The organism is Fimbriimonadaceae bacterium (assembly GCA_019454125.1).
In the GTDB taxonomy this organism is placed as follows: Bacteria; Armatimonadota; Fimbriimonadia; order Fimbriimonadales; family Fimbriimonadaceae; genus JALHNM01.
In genome coordinates, this window is sequence record CP075365.1 from 863447 (window position 1) to 878788 (window position 15342).

A 15342-nucleotide genomic window follows, 5' to 3' on the forward strand; every position below is an offset into this window, starting at 1 on the left:
GTGTCCCAGCATGAGCGACCCGACCCAGAAGCCCTCCTGAAGCAGCTTCAGGTCGAGCGGGCCGAAGCGGGCGGAAAGGGGCGTCTCAAGGTCTACCTCGGCATGGCGGCGGGGGTCGGCAAGACGTATTCCATGCTCGCCGACGCCCAGGCGCTCAAGGCGCGTGGCGTTGACGTGGTGGTCGGCTACTTGGAGCCCCATGGCAGAAGGGAAACTGAAGACCTCGCCGAGGGGCTGGAGCGCCTCCCCTTGAGAGAGATTCCCCACAGTGGCGTCGTGCTGACCGAGTTCGACACCGATGCCGCCCTCCAACGCAAGCCCGAGTTGCTTCTGCTCGATGAGTTAGCCCACACCAACGCCCCTGGCTCGCGCCACGCCAAGCGCTGGCAGGACGCGGAGGAGTTGCTCCGCGCCGGAATCGACGTTTACGCGACCGTGAACGTGCAGCACCTGGAGAGCCTGAACGACGTTGTCGCCCAGATCACGGGCATTCGCGTCGCGGAGACCCTCCCCGACTCGATCATCGCCGATGCCGCCGAGGTCGAGTTGGTCGACCTCCCGCCTGAGGAACTGATCCAGCGTATCCGCGAGGGCAAGGTCTATATCCCCGAGAAGATTGAACAAGCGCTCGGGGGGTTCTTCAAGAAGAAACACTTGACGGCTCTACGCGAGCTCGCCTTGCGCAAGACGGCCGAGAGTGTGGATCGCCAGGTGCAGGTGTTCCGCGAGATCGAGGGGGCCCGGGAGCCCTGGCATACGACCGAGCGCATTCTCGTCTGCGTCGCCCCCAACCGAATGGCCACGCGGGTCGTGCGAGCCGCGCGCCGCATGGCCGACGCGCTCCACGGTGAGGTGTTGGCCGTCACCGTCGAGAGCCCTCGCCAGGCAAAGCTCGGGGCGGAGGGCCGCCACCTCGCCTACGAGGGCCTGCGCCTGGCCGAGAACCTGGGGGCCCAAACCACCGTGCTCTCGGGCGACGACATTGTCAAGACGGTCATGGAGTTCGCGAGATCGAAGAACGTGACGACATTGATCGTTGGCAAGCCCGTGCGCCCGAAGTGGAAAGAGCTCTTGTTCGGGTCGTTCGTCGACTCCATGGTCCGTTCCAGCGGGGATATCGACGTACACGTTATCACGGGGCCAGAGGAGACGGGGACCAGGCTCGCCTTGACTCCGGCGAAGCAGGCCACTGATTGGAGGGGATGGCTTTTTGCACTTGCCGCCACCGGCGCCACCACCGGCTTGAACGCCGTTCTCGACCCCTACTTGGGGGATGCAGGAAAGGTCTCGCTCTATCTACTCGGTGTGGCAATTGTGGCGAGCCGAAGCTCACAGTCCGCTTCCTTTCTTGCCTCGCTCTTGTCAGTCGCCTCGTTCAACTTCTTCTTCACGGAACCCCGCGCGACGTTCACCGTGAACGACCCGCAGTACTGGGTCGTGTTCCTCGTCATGCTCGTGGTGGGACTCATGATCAGCGTTCTCACGAGCCGCCACAAGGAGCAGAGCCAAAGTGAATCGGAACGGGCGAAGCGGACCTCCGCGCTCTATGACTTGAGCCGCAAGCTTTCCAGCACGCGCAGCCGAAAGGAGCTGGGGGCGTTTGCGGCAGAGCAGATACGGAACGTGTTCGGCTGCGACGTCGCCGTGCTCGTCCGCTCCCGCAAGACCAGTGCCCTGTTCGCCGCACCGCCGTCTCGCACGGGTTTCGAAAGCCAGCCGAAAGAACAAGCCGTGGCCAAGTGGGTTGTGGACCACGGGAAGAGGGCCGGCAAGGGAACGGACACCCTCCCCGGTTCCGACGGCCTTTACTTGCCCTTAACCGGAGGACGGGGCCCCGTCGGCGTTCTCGGAGTTCGATGGGACGGGGGGCCGGAATGGGATATCGGACAGCTTCACCTGCTAGAGACTTTTGCCAACCAACTCGCCGTGGCGATCGAACGCACGAACCTTGCCAAAGACTCGCACGAGTCGGCTATCGAAGCGGAGAGCGAGCGGTTGCGCAGCACCCTCCTCAGCTCTGTCTCCCACGACTTCCGAACGCCGCTCGCGGTCATCTCCGGAGCCGCCGAACAGCTCAGCGAGCGGCTCGAGCCGGGCCGAGACCATGAGCTCGCAGAATCGATCGCGGCGGAAGCATCGCGTTTGGAAAGGCAGGTGCGCAATCTCTTGGACATGACTCGCGTTCGGGCGGGAGCTCTCAAGGTCACGAAGGAGTGGCAGTCCATCGAAGAGTTGGTCGGAGCGGCGCTATCCAGGACGGACTTGTTGCTGGCCGGGCACACGATCCATGTCGAGCTGCCGCCCGACCTCCCCCTCCTCGAACTCGACGGAGTCCTCGTCGAGCAGGTCTTCGTCAACCTTTTCGAAAACGCGGCGCGGCATACCCCGCCCGGCACGAACGTCTGGATCAAGGCGTGGGCAAGCAACGAGGCGATGCGTATCGAGGTCGCCAATGACGGCCCGTCGCTAGAGCCGGGCGAGCTGGCGACGATCTTTGAGAAGTTCAGCCAGGGCTCCCAGGCCCATGGAGGCTCGGGACTGGGGCTCGCGATCTGCCGGGCGATCGTAGAAGCGCACGGAGGCGAGATCACGGCCGTACCGGCACATCCCCAAGGAGTCCGCTTCATCGTCTCGCTGCCCGCTTCCCGAACCGCCCCGGAGGTTCCGATTGGTTGAGCCGATCCGCATCGTCGTCATCGAGGACGAGCCCGCCATCACGAGGCTGATCCGCTCTGGCTACGGCAAGGGCGAGGTTGAAGTGCTGGATGCGGTCACGGGCGAAGATGGAATCCAACTCGTCGCCAAAACGAACCCAGCTGTTGTGCTACTCGACCTCGGTCTGCCCGACATCGATGGGCAAGAGGTCTGCAGACGGCTGCGAGAGTGGACCCAGGTGCCAATCATCGTCCTGTCAGCTCGCGGACAAGAGAGCGACAAGGTTCGGGCGCTTGACAACGGCGCGGACGACTACATGACCAAGCCGTTTGGCTCGAACGAGCTTCAGGCCCGGATTCGGGCGGCATTGCGACACTCCTCGCGAGCACGCCAGGCAGATCCAGAGCCAGTTTTCGAATCCGGTCCGCTCCAAATCGACCTTCAGACGAGAATCGTCAGGCTGAACGGCCAAGAGATCCGTCTCACTCCGATTGAGTACAAGCTCCTGGCGACGCTCGTCCGCCATGCCGGAATGGTCTTGACCCACAAGCAGCTCCTTGAGGAGGTCTGGGGCCCGGCCTACGTCGACGAGCTCCACTACCTCCGCGTCTATATGGGCCAGCTCAGACATAAGCTTGAGTCAGATCCGGCACGACCAAAGCTGATCAGGACAGAGAGCGGGATTGGATATCGACTCTTGGTTGAGAGCTAATTCTCAGGTTGAAGCGGCGATAGGCCGCTAGGACTCCTTAAGAACCAACAAACAAGAAGCGGCGAGTGAATTGAAGCCCTTCGCTCCCTTTCTTCCGCGCGTGGGCTGGCCGTTTGAAGCTCAATTCAGCCCGAGCAGTTTAGGAACCAATCTTAGGAACCAGCATTCGCACCTTCAGGTTCAAAAAGGTGGTGGGCGGTACAGGATTTGAACCTGTGACCCCTACAGTGTCATTGTAGTGCTCTACCACTGAGCTAACCGCCCGGTCGAACCCCGCCGGGCTGGCGGGGCGAACGGATAGTATGGACCGCCCTGGGGTTGAGAATCAAGCGGGGTCGGGCCCTGGGTCATCGGTCGGCTCGGATCCGGGATCCATTCTCGCCCCGTCGTCCTCGACCAGGTCGACGATGACTTCTTCCGGTTCGGTCGGGGAGGCGGCTTCGGACTTAGGTGGGTCTGGGGCTTGACTAGGGCCCGCTTCTTCTGCCGCCTTAACCATCCAATCGCCGATATCGCGGAGGCCTTTGCCGAAAACCTTGGCCAACGGACGGCAAGCGGCGACGGCAAGCGGCAGCGCGGCCGCGAAGAGGATGACGGTCAGCGGCGAGCCGGGAGAGCGTCGGTAGCCCATGGCCGTTCCTTACGGCTGCGAGGCTTCGGCGGTTGCGCCCTCATCGGCGTGTTTCTTGGTCATCGTCTCGCGGATTCCGCCCACCAGCAGAAGGGCGCCGGCCAGCGTGATGCACACATCGGCCACGTTGAAAACGGGGAAGTTGATGGCCCGGATCCAAAAGAGGTCGGTCACTTTCCCCATAAAAATACGGTCAATGAGGTTGCCCACGGCCCCGCTCGCGAGGAGTGCCGCGGTGAGGTGGACGATCATCGGCTCCGTCGCATGGCGGAAACTGTAGTAGGCCGCGGCGCCCGTGATGAGAAGCGCGATGGGGGCGAGGTAGATCCCCGCGCCTTGGAACAGGCCGAAGGCCACCCCCTCGTTGAAGACCAACTTGAGTTCAAAGACCCCGGGCCACAGGGCGAGGATGCTCGTCCCTTCGACCCAGTTCACCGATTCTCGGGCCCAAAACTTAACCATCTGGTCGATGATGAGGAGAGCGATCGCCGACGTGAGGAAGACTAGGGGGCCCCGCTTCATAGACCGAGCACCTTGCGGTCCCTTGCGGTGAGGTTGATCGTTTCGCCGTCGAACACGACTTCCTCTACGTCCTGCCGCACGAGGCGGCTTCGGGCGCATTCGCGCCAGTCGGTGAGTTCGAATTGGGGAGCGTCGACGCCCGCCGAGAATCGGACGGCCGCGATCTTGAGGAAGATCGGTAGCAAGGGCGTGAGCGTCTCAAGATGCGCCGCGGCTTCGGCGCTCGGTTGGGGGAGCGTGGCGAGAACGGCCTTCGGATCCTTCACGCCTGTCTCTTTGCGCCAAGTCTCTAGCGAGGAGAGCACCTGGTTGCGATATTCTGCTAGGAACCAATCCACCGCTTGGTGGAACGGGGCCGACGCCGCTTCCTGCAAGGAGGAGTCGTCGGCCTCGGTGAGGACGTCCATATGGACGGATTCCCTCCGGTCGAGCGCGGGGATCTTGGCGTAAACCTCCTCCGCCGTGTGCGGGAGCACGGTGGAAACCAGCTTCACCAGACGGACGAGGACCGCCTGGCAGGCGGCTTGCGAACTGCGCCGAGATGGCCAGTCAGGCCCGTCGCAGTACATCCGGTCCTTGATCGCGTCCAAGTAGAAGGCGGAAAGTTCCGACGCGCAAAAGTCGTGCATCTCGCGCAATGCGTGGTGGAACTCGAAACCACGGTACCGCGAATGGACTTTCTTCACCAAAAGGTCGGTCGCGGTGACGGCCCAACGGTCGAGGGGATCCGTCGGCTCCGCACCCCCCTCATAGTCGTAGAGGTTCATGAGCAGGAACCGCATCGTGTTGCGGAACCGGCGGTAGGTCTCTCCCGCCACCTTCAGCAGGGCCTCGCTACAAGGGACGTCGTCGTGGTAGTTCACGCTTGCCGCCCAGGTGCGAAGAACGTCCGCGCCGAACCTCTCGCAAACGTCGACCGGGTCGATCGAATTGCCCAGGCGTTTGGACATCTTGACCCCCTTCTCGTCGGTCACGAAGCCGTGCGTGGCGCAGATCCGGTATGGGCTCTGCCCCTCGAGCGCGACGCCTAGGATCATGGAAACGTTGAACCAGCCGCGGTGCTGGTCCGAACCCTCGAAATAGATGTCGGCGGGCCAGGGCTGCCGCCATTCGGAATGGGTCTGGCTCTTAAGCACGGCCTGGCTCGTCGAGCCGCTGTCAAACCAGACGTCGAAGACGTCGGTCTCCTTGCGGAACTCCGTCTCGCCTGTCTCGGGATGCTGGTAGCCAGGGGGAAGGATCTCTTCTGGCGTGCGGACGTACCAAGCGTCGGACCCCTCGCGCTCCACTAATTCGGCGACCGCCTCGATGGCTTCGGGATCCAGGACGGGCTCGCCGGACGCCGCGCCATAGAAGACGGGGATGCCGACCCCCCAGGGGCGCTGGCGGCTGACGCACCAATCCGGACGCCCCGCCATCATCGCGCGGAAGCGCGCGTGGCCTGACTGCGGGTGCCATTCCACCTTATGGTCGACTTCGTCGAGCATGCGTTGCCGCAAGTTCTCGTGGTCGATCGAGATGAACCATTGCTCAGTGGCGCGGAAAATCACCGGTTGGCCGTCGCGCTCCGCATGGGGATAAGAGTGGTGGTAGTCGGCCACTTTGAGCAACGCGCCGACTTCTTGCAGCCGCTCTACGACCACCGAGTCGGACTTCTTGTAGAAGTTGCCGGCGAACTCGCCCGCCTCTTCCGTCAGGACGCCCTTCTCGTCCACCGGGCAAAGGATCGGCAGGCCGTATTTCACCCCGGTCTGGAAGTCCTCGCGGCCGTGGCCGGGAGCGGTGTGGACGATGCCGGTGCCGTCCTCGGTGGTCACGTAATCCGCAAGGACGGCGACCGAGTCGCGCCCAAAGACGGGGTGCCTGAAGAGGACGCCTTCGACCTCCTCGCCGAGGAAGGATTTAACCACATGGTGGCCCTCCCAGCCCAGTTCCTCGCTCAATTTGGGGAGCAGTTCCTTGAGGACGATGAAGTTGTCCTCCGCGACCTTCACGACGACGTACTCCAGCTTCGGGTGGAAAGCCAGCGCCAGGTTCGCGGGAATGGTCCATGGCGTCGTCGTCCAGATTACGGCCGACACGTTCTCCAAGCCGGCGAAAAGGCTCCCTTCGTAGTCTTCGCGCAATGGAAACCGGACGTGGATGGATTTGCTCACCACGTTCTGGTAAACGATCTCCGTATCGGCGAGCGCCGTGCGCGAGGTGGGCGACCACATCACGGGCCGCAGCCCTCGGTAGACATACCCCTTCTCCACCATACGGCGGAAAACGCGGACGACCTCGGACTCAAAGCCATAGTCCATGGTCGTGTAGGGCGCCTCCCACTGGCCGAGGATGCCGAGGCGGCTGAACTGCTGGGTCTGGACCGCGACATATTTGGCGGCGTGCTCCCGGCACGCGCGGCGAAGCTCGGCGAGGTCGGGGGTGAGCCCCTGTTCCGCGAGCTTCTTGGTCACGGCCTGCTCGATCGGAAGGCCGTGGTTGTCATAGCCAGGGACGTACGGGCACTGGAAGCCCATCATCGACCGCGATTTCACCACGAAGTCCTTCAGCAGCTTGTTGAGCGCGGTGCCAAGGTGGATCGGACTGTTCGTATAGGGCGGGCCGTCGTGCAGCACAAAGGTCGGCCTCCCCGCGCGCGCCTCCACGACCCGGTGGTAAAGACCGATTTCCACCCACCGCGCCTGAATTTCCGGCTCGCGCGAGGGCAGGTCTGCACGCATCGGGATGCCAAAGTCGGGGTCAGGTAGGTTCAAGGTCGCCTTGAGGTCCATGGGGCGAAACCGATTCTACCGTCCGGCCTGCCTGAGGCCACCGATTTCACCGAGTCCGCCCGGGCGTCTAAAATAGAGGCCTTTATGTACGCAATTGCGATTGGTGCGATGCTCTCCCTGAGCCAAGTGAGCCTTCCGCCGCTTGGCACGAACCTCGCGCCGATCGCCCAGGGCGCGACCCAGACCGCCTTCACAGACTTCATGCACGCCGCGACCCCCTGGGCAAAGGAAGGGGACACTTGGACGGCGACCGTCTTCAGCAAGTCCGGCCACATCCCCCCCGGCGAGTACCGCGCCGATTGGGAAGGGCGGGGCAGGCTCGTGGGCGTCGATGGCGCGACTCTGGTGGAGTCTGGCGCGGGATCGGCCGTCCTCTCCCTGACGAAGACGGAAGGAAGCGTCACCCTGCGCGTGGAAGGGGGACAGCCCGACCGGTTCAAGCTCTTCGGGGCAGGGTTTGGGCCAGAGTACGGCCCGTTCCACCCCGTCTTTGCCCAGCGCATGAGCCTCTACCGCGGGCTGCGCTTTGCGGACTGGGTGGGCACGGCAGGCTCACAGGAGAAGTCTTGGAGCGACCGTACGCCGCCCGGTACGCCGACCTATTTTGGGGGCAAGGTGCCCTGGGAAGTGGCGATCGACCTCGCGTCTGCTAAGACCACCACGCTCTGGGTGACCCTGCCCGAGGGGGCGGACGAAAGCTATGTCACGGGCCTTGCCCACCTTGTGCGCGACCGGCTGAAGACCTACCTTCCGATCGTCGTCGAGTTGGGCGACGAGCTCTGGAGAGACAAGACGAGCGACCAGGCCATCGTAGCCGCGAAGCGCGCGGCCGAAGTCACCGCCCAGTTCGCCATCGAGACGGGCAGCCCAGAGCGGGTCGTCCGCGTCCTGAGCGTGCCTTTCGAGGATGAGGGCCTGGCGCGCGCGATGCTGGGGGCGGAAGGCGTGAAGGGCCGGTTCCAGGCGATGGCGACCGCCCCGTTTTTCGGCAGTTCGGTGAGCGACGCGGGCAACATCGGCCGGATCAAGGAGGACGAGTACGACGCGGTGATCGAGATTTTGAGCGAGGACGCCGAGAAGGTCGCCGCGCCCCGCCTCCACGTCTTCGGAGAGATCGCCAAGGAGAACGGGCTCAAGCTTCTCGCCTATTCAGGCGGGCTGCGCATGACCGCCCCGAAAGAGGCGCCGGAACTGCAAGGCTTCGTGACCCGCGCGGCCAGCGACACCCGGATCATGGAGGCGTACGACCTCTTCTTCAAGGCCTGGGCGCGGGCAGGGGGCGGGCTCTTCATGCACATGCGCGACACAGGGCCCCCGCGCGAGGACGGCGCTTACCCAGCGCTGGACTACCAAGCCCAGGACACGCTGGACGCGCCGCGCCACCAGGCCCTTGTGCGCTATGGCCTCTTCCCGGAGCGGTGAGCGCGGGCATACTCTTGCGGATGGACGTCGCCATCGCCACCAAGCGGGACGAGTTCCAAGCCCTGCTTGAGCCCGTCGCGGCGGTGGCCTATAAGGTCGCCTATAATCTGACGAGGAACGAGGAGGACGCCATGGATCTGGTGCAGGACTCGACCGTCTCCGCCTTTCGGGCTTTTGACACCTTCCAGAAGGGCACGAACTTCCGGGCCTGGTTCCTGAAAATCCTGACCAACCGGTTCTTCAAGACCCGGTCGCGGGGGCGGGTGGAGACCACCCCGATCGATGAGGCGGAAGACGTCTACCTCTACAAGATGTCCCAGCAGCACGGCCTGCTCGGGAACGAGGACGACCCGGCCCGCCTTGTGCTGGATAGGATGGACGTTGAGGCAGTGGGCGAGGCGATGCAGCGTTTGCCCGTGGAGTTTCGGGCGGCGGCCACGCTGTACTTCCTCAACGACTTCACCTATGAGCAAATCGCTGAGATGTTGGAGATCCCGGTGGGCACCGTGCGGTCGCGCCTGCACCGGGGCCGCAAGCTGATGCAGAAAGTTCTCTGGGACATCGCGCGGGAGCGCGGTATTGTGGACGGGGAAGCACCGGAGGCCACCCATGCCTGAGCCCATGGACTGCCGGGAGGCCTTCGAGAAGCTGCAGGACTACATCGACCGCGAGCTTTGCGCCGAGGAGTACGAGGCCGTCCGCGCCCATCTGGAGCGGTGCCCGCCCTGCAAGGACGAGTTCGTCTTCGAGGGGTCGGTCCTTCGTTGTCTGAAGGAGAAGCTGGCCGAGATGCAGGTCCCGGAAGACCTGATGGCCCGGCTCTGCCAATGCCTTGAGAAAGAGGGCTAGGCCCCTACTTCCAAGGGATCTCCATCCGGTTCAAGAAGAACTCGACCATTCGCGCGTCGTTCACCCCGCTGTGGCCCGCGTCGACCCCGACGATCATATCGTAGGGCTTGCCCGCCCGGTTGAGCGCGTCCACGACCTGAAGGCTGTTGCCGGGCAGCACGTTATCGTCCGCGGTGCCAAAGTAGAACTGGATCCAGCCCTTCAGGTTCGCGACATACGTCATGGCGGAGCCCGCCTTGTACCCTTCCTCGTTGTCCGCGACCACGTTCATGTACCGCTCGGTATAGATGGAATCGTAGTGGCGCCAGTCGGTCACGCCGCTGGAGGCACTGGCCGCGCGGTATAGCTCGGGGTAGCGCAAGATGGATATCAGCGAGGAGTAACCCCCATAGGAGGTGCCGTAGATGCCGATGCGGTCCGGGTCGATATAGCCAGCCTTCAAAAGGGCCCGCACTCCCGCCGCCATATCGTCGATATCGACGATGCCCAGCTTTCCATAGGTGGCGTCGCGGTGGGCCTTGCCCCGGCCCCCCGTCCCACGGTTCGTGAGGTCGGCGACGACGAACCCGTATCCAGCGAGGCGGTCCGGCCCGCCAAAAAACTCCGAGTGGTCGCCGCCGGCGGGGTCTAGCGGCCCGCCGTAGACCGAAATGAGGAGCGGGTACTTCCGCATCGGGTCGAAGTTGCGCGGCTTGCTGATCCGGGCGAACAGCGGGGTCTTGCCGTCCGCGGCCAGGTACTCGAAGCGCTGGGCGGGCGTCATGCCGGCCGGTGCCGTCGGCATGAGGGGCTTGGTGATGTCCAAGAGCACCTTGCCGTCCAGCCCCACGACCCGAAGAGCGGGCGGCGCGTCGATCGATTCATACCGGTCGAGGAACGCGGTCCCGTCCGGGGAGACGTCCACCGAGTGCGAGCGGCTCGGCTCGGTCAACCGGCGATTGTTCTTGCCGTCCAGGCCCACCACCCAAAGCTGCCGTAGGTATGGGTTGCCCTGGCTCCCCGCCATATAGAAGAGCCGGCCGGCGTCCAGCTGCAGCCGCTCGATGCCGGTCACGTCGAACTTGTTGTCGGTCAGCTGCGTGGTCTTGCCGGTGGCCGTATCGAGCAGGAACTCGTTGATGTAACCGTTGCGGTCGCTGGCCCAGAGCACGGACTTCCCGAGGTCGGCGCGTTTCTCGATGTCGGGCTCCAGCGAGAGCCACCGTTTGCCCAGGTTGTTTGGCGTGTAGGTATCGGGGGAGGATTCGCGGACGACCACCCTCGAGCGGCCCGTGGCGGGGTCGGCGGCGCACCATTCCATCGTCTTTTGGCGACGGTCGGTGCGGCGGAAGTAGACCTCGCGCGAGTCCGGCGAGAACTCGATGTCATAGACCAAGTGCCCGACGGCATCGTCGAAGGGGCCTGGTCGGGCCTCGATAAGGCGGGACTCGCCCGTGGCGACCTCGACGACGAAAACATCGGCCTGAGGATTAGGGTCGCCGGTCTTGGGATAGGCCTGTGCGCCAAAGGTGGCCCGGTAGCTCCGCTGACCGCGGACCACCATGTTCATCGGCACTTTGCGTTCGTCCATGCGGTAGTACCAAGCCCAGCGGCCATCGCTGGAAACCCCGCAAGCCTCGCTTTGGTACAGTTCTTCGCCGTAGACCCAGGTGCCGGCCGCATACTTCAGCCCGTTGCCGCCGTCTGTCGTCAACTGGAGAGGGAGCTGGCCTTCACGGTCGAGCCAGGCGTTGTCGTCCTTGTTGTAGATCCGCACCTTGCCATCGGGACTGAAGGCTTCGCCGAACTGGGCGGCGCGCCCGGGAGAACGGCGTCTCGCGTTGCGGTTCTGTCGCCCGCCCCCTTTGATCTCGGACTCGGGCCGCTCTTTCTGCCGCGCTGAGTTGCCGGTCTTCGCGTCGAAGACCGCCCACTCCTCGCCGTCCTGGTAGGCGAGTTTCGCCGGGCCGATCCATTGCGCGATAGGGAGCTGGGTGCGGAAGGCGGCGGCGTCCCGGCTGAACTGTTGCGCCTGGCGCTGGATCTCCGACCCTTCCAGGGTCCTCTGGGCGAAGCACGTGGTTGCCAGGGCCGTGGCGAGCAGGGGTGCCCACAGCGGGCGGTAGATCTTCATGGTTCTGGATTAGGGACGTGTAAGTCGGGCTTGGGGACACGCTTTGCGGCAAACCAGGCCGCGAGCGGCGCTAAGACTAAGGCGGGCAAGTAAACCTCTTTTGGAAGGCTGCGTACGGGCTCGACGCCGAGCAGGCTCAAGCCGATGGCGAGGGTGACCGCCCCTCCGGCCGCCGTGCCCTCGTCCATGACCGCTTTGTTCGCGGCGATGGGGGCGAGCGGGCGGGCCCCCAATGTCAAGCCGCCCTGCACCAAGAGCACCACGGCGGCCGAGGCGAGCACTCCCGCACCGAAGGCCGGGCTCACGGCGGCCAGAAAGAGCGAGGCGATGAAATCGAGCAGCGACTTCAGGCGCAAGAGCTCACTGTCGCCCTCCAGGCCGTCCTGCACGCAACCGATGAGCGTCATCGGCCCGACGCAGAAGAGCACTGAGGCGGTCACAAGCCCGTCGTTGAACGCACGGTCGCTGCCGCCGGTAAGCGCCCGGGCCCTGTCGGCGACCGTGGCCAGGCCGACGTCGATCCCCATCAGCTTGCCGATCACGCCTCCGAGCGCCACCGCCCCCGCTACGATAAGGACGTTGTTCGTCGCGAGGAACATTTTGATCCCGATCCCGACGACGACGAGCCCAATCCCGGCCAGCGCGACGGTTTGGATCTCGGCCGGGAGCCACGATCCCAAAGCCAGGCCAAGGGTCGAGCCAGCCAGGACAGTGCCCGTATTCAGCAACGTCCCGCCGTAAGGAATGCCGCGCTGTCGATCCAACTCCGCGACTATGCCCGAAAACGTCCGGGCTTAGTAAAGGCGGCGCAGCCTTTCATAGAACTCTGCCGGGGCAATTTGGAGGTCGCGCGCGACCCAAACCGGCGACTCGTCCTGTTCCGGCATGGCCCAGGGCGCCTCGACCCGGCCGGCCAGGCGGCTCTGCCGGAAGAGCCCGAGCCATTGCGCACTGGACTCGTTGACGAGAATCGCGACCGACCCGTCCCAATCCGGCTTCGGCCACAGGGAATAGGCGTTGTGCCCGCAGACGACGGGGGGCAGCCGGTAGTGCCGGGCGAGGTGCTCGAGGGCCGCGGCCTCGCCGTAGTTCCAGGTGACCACGACGGCTTTGCCACGGTCTGCTTCCGGGAGCGAATCGAAGACGCGCTGCACCTCGGCTGCAAGCTCCTCCCATCCGAACTCGTCCGCATAGCCTTGGATCGCCGCCTTTGGCGTCTTCTCCTCGTTCGGCGGCTTGATGGGGGACGCACGGACAACCTTGTCGAGCGTATCGACAGGAAGCAGGGGCAGGGCGAGCGGCACCGTCGAGAGCCCCAGGGCGGTGACTGGGGCAAGCGCCCATGCCGGCCGCCACTTGCGGCTTTCGAACAACCGCTGGGTCGCGAGGGCGGCGAGCGGGATGAGGAACGGATACGCGGGGGCCAGGTAGTTCACGCGGCTGCGTCCGTTCAAGAGCAGCACGGTCATCACGGTCAAGAACACCCATGCCATGACGCGCCCAGGCTCGCCAAGGCGGCCCCGCAGGCCCCAGGCCAACCCCAGGACGAGGAACGGGACGGCGCCCAAGTTCATCACGACGGCCTGCTGTCCCAAGAACGTCCAGGGGGGGATCGGTGCGAGCTTCAGGTCTTGCGCGTTCCGCGCGAACTGCACCGTCACCCAGCTGTGCTGTGCCTGCCACAAGACGTGGGGCAGGGCGATGAGGAGGGCCAGACCGGCCGCCAGATAAGGGTGCGGCGTCCCGAGGACACGCCGGTCGCGGCTCGTGAGCAACCCCACGAGGAGCCCCGCGCCCATCCAAAGGATGCTGTACTTATTGAGGAACCCGAGCCCGACCAGGACGCCCAACCCAACCCAGGTCGCAGGCTTTGCTTGGGCCAGCCCACCCGCCACGAGATACGCCACCCCCGCCCAGATGAGGATCTCGAAGGCGTTCATCGTGTAAAGGTGGAAGACCACCAAGTACATGCCTGCCACGCTCGGGATGAGTCCCGCGAGCCAGAGCCCCCAGTCGCTCGCCCCCAGGCGGCGTGCAGTTGCCACGACCAGCGCCACCGTCCCCGCCCCCGCCAGTGCGACGGCCATCCGCATCACGCCGAGCGACTCGCCGAACACGAGGGAGAGCGCCTTCAAGAGGAACACGGACAAAGGCGGATGGTCCACGTAGCCCCAATCGATCCTTTGGGCGCAGGCAAGATAGTAGAACTCGTCGCGGAACGTGCCATAGCGGGTGAGGCACAGCGCGTGGGCGAAGACCACGAGGAGAGGCAAGACGATGCCGGGCGAGTTCCACCGCGCGCTGGGCACTTCCCGGGCCATGCCGGGGTCAAGATACCGCCTGGCCCGGGATGGCGCAAGGCTCGTCTCGGGCGAGGGACCCCGGCGGGGCCGCAAGGCCCCATTTTCCGACCTTCTACAGCCCTTTGCAACGAACCGGCACGTCCTGCGAAGAGTATTCTAGAAAGTTGGGGACGGTTGGAAACGCCCCTGACGTCGTCAGAATTATGCCGAGCAAGAAGCGGTCGCCCAAAGAGGTCTTCGGCTACCTTCGTGAGCTCATCAACCCCGCCTACCATTGGCACAAGCTGATGGACGACTTTCGGGCGAGCCGGCACGCCCTGGAGAACCGAGACCTAGAGTCCATCCGCCACGACGTGATCTCCCTTGCGAAAGCGATCCGGGGCCGTTTGTTCGCGGTCTATTTCATGGTCGGCCCGTTCGGATCCCTCGGCTTCTTCTCCGGGATCGCCTTCCAATATCTCACGCCGAACGACCTTTGGCAAAAAGGTGTCCTCACGATGCTGGTCACGATCATCGGGGGCAACATCGGCAGCATTATCGGCTATCAGGCCATCTGGTTCAGCGCCCACCGGAGCCTCTATCGCGACGAGGACGGGAACCTGCTCGCCCAGCTCAACAACATGTGGCACGACGTGGTGCCGATGCAACTGCAGGGGATCAAGCTTTGGGTCATGGCGAACGCCTTTATGATCCCGGCGTTGGGGCTCTTCATCTCCTTGCTGGAATGGGCGTTTCCCGCGTTCGTCCATGCGGTGCCGTTGGCCGTGGTCGTGCCCGTTCTGGAAGTCTTCTTCGTCCACACCACGCTCGTGCGGCTCATGGGCGATCTCTTCGTCCACGAATCGCAACGCATCGCGGAGAGGCACTACCGCCCTTTAGCTGAGCCCGCCGTGCTCGAGCGCGTGGCGCTCGGCTCCTAAGAGGCGGTCGGCTTCTCCCCAAAGCGGGACATAAGAAGGAGCGTTTTTTCGCTCACGTGGTGCTCGATTCCTTCCGCTTCGAGCTCGGCGGACTCGGCGTCCAGGCCGAGGACGAGGAGGAACCGCACGACGATGCGGTGGCGCTCGCGGCACTCGCGGGCAAGGTTGAGACCCGCGGAGGTGAGCCGGACGGGTCGATAGGGCACGAGTTCCACCAAACCTTCTCGTTCCAGCTTCCTGAGGGCCTTGGCCACGGTCGGGTGCGCCACGCCCAGCTTCGCCGCGATCTCCGTCACCCGTGCCTCGCCCGTATCCTCGATCAGGTCCAAGACGACTTCCACATAGTCCTCGGCCAGCTCAGCCCGATGGGCCTCCCGGGTCCTTTCGAACCGGTCGGCGGTCGATTTTGAGCCCGTCACGACTAAAAGTGTAGCACAGGCT

Annotated in this window: 13 protein-coding genes and 1 tRNA gene; 6 read left to right on the forward strand and 8 right to left on the reverse strand. The window is 64.4% G+C overall.

From position 1 onward, the window contains the following. Together KF733_04305 and KF733_04310 are read left to right on the forward strand one after the other, a co-directional pair. Window positions 1-2676 (forward strand): sensor histidine kinase KdpD, encoded by a 2676-nt coding sequence (locus KF733_04305; GenBank protein ID QYK56708.1) that lies wholly within the window; start codon window positions 1-3, stop codon window positions 2674-2676. Beyond that, on the forward strand, window positions 2669-3367 hold the full coding sequence (locus KF733_04310; protein QYK56709.1) for a response regulator: 699 nt from the start codon (window positions 2669-2671) through the stop codon (window positions 3365-3367). The genes KF733_04305 and KF733_04310 overlap by 8 nt, the downstream gene beginning before the upstream one ends. 189 nt (window positions 3368-3556) lie before the next feature. Here KF733_04310 and KF733_04315 read toward each other — a convergent pair. The 4 genes from KF733_04315 to ileS all read right to left on the reverse strand — a co-directional run bounded on the left by KF733_04315 (window position 3557) and on the right by ileS (window position 7294). After that, window positions 3557-3631, reverse strand: a tRNA-Val gene (locus KF733_04315). A gap of 61 nt (window positions 3632-3692) precedes the next feature. Further along, window positions 3693-3998: a hypothetical protein gene (locus KF733_04320; protein QYK56710.1), complete on the reverse strand. Its 306-nt coding sequence runs from the start codon at window positions 3996-3998 to the stop codon at window positions 3693-3695. A gap of 9 nt (window positions 3999-4007) precedes the next feature. Beyond that, complete coding sequence (gene lspA / locus KF733_04325; protein ID QYK56711.1) at window positions 4008-4520, reverse strand: signal peptidase II; 513 nt, start codon at window positions 4518-4520, stop codon at window positions 4008-4010. Further along, window positions 4517-7294, reverse strand: coding sequence for an isoleucine--tRNA ligase (gene ileS, locus KF733_04330; protein ID QYK56712.1), 2778 nt, complete (start codon window positions 7292-7294; stop codon window positions 4517-4519). Before ileS ends, lspA begins: the two co-directional genes overlap by 4 nt. Window positions 7295-7378: 84 nt before the next feature. Between ileS and KF733_04335 the strand changes: the two genes are divergently transcribed. Genes KF733_04335 through KF733_04345 form a run of 3 tightly spaced genes read left to right on the forward strand, consistent with a single transcriptional unit; the run spans window position 7379 to window position 9565 of the window. Further along, window positions 7379-8716 (forward strand): hypothetical protein, encoded by a 1338-nt coding sequence (locus KF733_04335; GenBank protein QYK56713.1) that lies wholly within the window; start codon window positions 7379-7381, stop codon window positions 8714-8716. Window positions 8717-8736: 20 nt separating this feature from the next. Then, the gene (locus KF733_04340; protein QYK56714.1) at window positions 8737-9333 is read left to right on the forward strand and encodes a sigma-70 family RNA polymerase sigma factor; all 597 of its coding nucleotides are present in this window, start codon (window positions 8737-8739) and stop codon (window positions 9331-9333) included. Continuing rightward, a complete protein-coding gene (locus KF733_04345) occupies window positions 9326-9565 on the forward strand; it encodes a zf-HC2 domain-containing protein (protein QYK56715.1) in 240 nt (79 codons plus the stop codon). Before KF733_04340 ends, KF733_04345 begins: the two co-directional genes overlap by 8 nt. A 4-nt stretch (window positions 9566-9569) precedes the next feature. Here the strand turns inward: KF733_04345 and KF733_04350 are convergent, their stop codons facing one another. The 3 genes from KF733_04350 to KF733_04360 are packed head-to-tail and all read right to left on the reverse strand — an operon-like array spanning window position 9570 to window position 13999. Next, complete coding sequence (locus KF733_04350) at window positions 9570-11678, reverse strand: S9 family peptidase (GenBank protein QYK56716.1); 2109 nt, start codon at window positions 11676-11678, stop codon at window positions 9570-9572. Continuing rightward, window positions 11675-12442, reverse strand: coding sequence for a DUF554 domain-containing protein (locus KF733_04355; GenBank protein ID QYK56717.1), 768 nt, complete (start codon window positions 12440-12442; stop codon window positions 11675-11677). Before KF733_04355 ends, KF733_04350 begins: the two co-directional genes overlap by 4 nt. Window positions 12443-12472: 30 nt before the next feature. After that, complete coding sequence (locus KF733_04360; protein QYK56718.1) at window positions 12473-13999, reverse strand: glycosyltransferase family 39 protein; 1527 nt, start codon at window positions 13997-13999, stop codon at window positions 12473-12475. Between the two features lie 185 nt (window positions 14000-14184). Here KF733_04360 and KF733_04365 point away from each other — a divergent pair, with 185 nt between their 5' ends. Beyond that, window positions 14185-14901, forward strand: a complete 717-nt coding sequence (locus KF733_04365) for a hypothetical protein (GenBank protein QYK56719.1) — start codon at window positions 14185-14187, stop codon at window positions 14899-14901. Here the strand turns inward: KF733_04365 and mntR are convergent. Beyond that, the gene (gene mntR / locus KF733_04370; GenBank protein QYK56720.1) at window positions 14898-15320 is read right to left on the reverse strand and encodes a manganese-binding transcriptional regulator MntR; all 423 of its coding nucleotides are present in this window, start codon (window positions 15318-15320) and stop codon (window positions 14898-14900) included. The genes KF733_04365 and mntR overlap by 4 nt on opposite strands. Window positions 15321-15342 lie beyond the last annotated feature (22 nt).

Excerpts from the sequence above, each read along its gene's own strand:
- ileS (QYK56712.1), bottom strand. The coding sequence starts at position 7,294 with ATGGACCTCAAGGCGACCTTGAACCTACCTGACCCCGACTTTGGCATC.
- KF733_04365 (QYK56719.1), top strand. The coding sequence starts at position 14,185 with ATGCCGAGCAAGAAGCGGTCGCCCAAAGAGGTCTTCGGCTACCTTCGT.
- KF733_04345 (QYK56715.1), top strand. The coding sequence starts at position 9,326 with ATGCCTGAGCCCATGGACTGCCGGGAGGCCTTCGAGAAGCTGCAGGAC.
- KF733_04320 (QYK56710.1), bottom strand. The coding sequence starts at position 3,998 with ATGGGCTACCGACGCTCTCCCGGCTCGCCGCTGACCGTCATCCTCTTC.
- KF733_04335 (QYK56713.1), top strand. The coding sequence starts at position 7,379 with ATGTACGCAATTGCGATTGGTGCGATGCTCTCCCTGAGCCAAGTGAGC.
- lspA (QYK56711.1), bottom strand. The coding sequence starts at position 4,520 with ATGAAGCGGGGCCCCCTAGTCTTCCTCACGTCGGCGATCGCTCTCCTC.
- KF733_04350 (QYK56716.1), bottom strand. The coding sequence starts at position 11,678 with ATGAAGATCTACCGCCCGCTGTGGGCACCCCTGCTCGCCACGGCCCTG.
- KF733_04340 (QYK56714.1), top strand. The coding sequence starts at position 8,737 with ATGGACGTCGCCATCGCCACCAAGCGGGACGAGTTCCAAGCCCTGCTT.
- KF733_04360 (QYK56718.1), bottom strand. The coding sequence starts at position 13,999 with ATGGCCCGGGAAGTGCCCAGCGCGCGGTGGAACTCGCCCGGCATCGTC.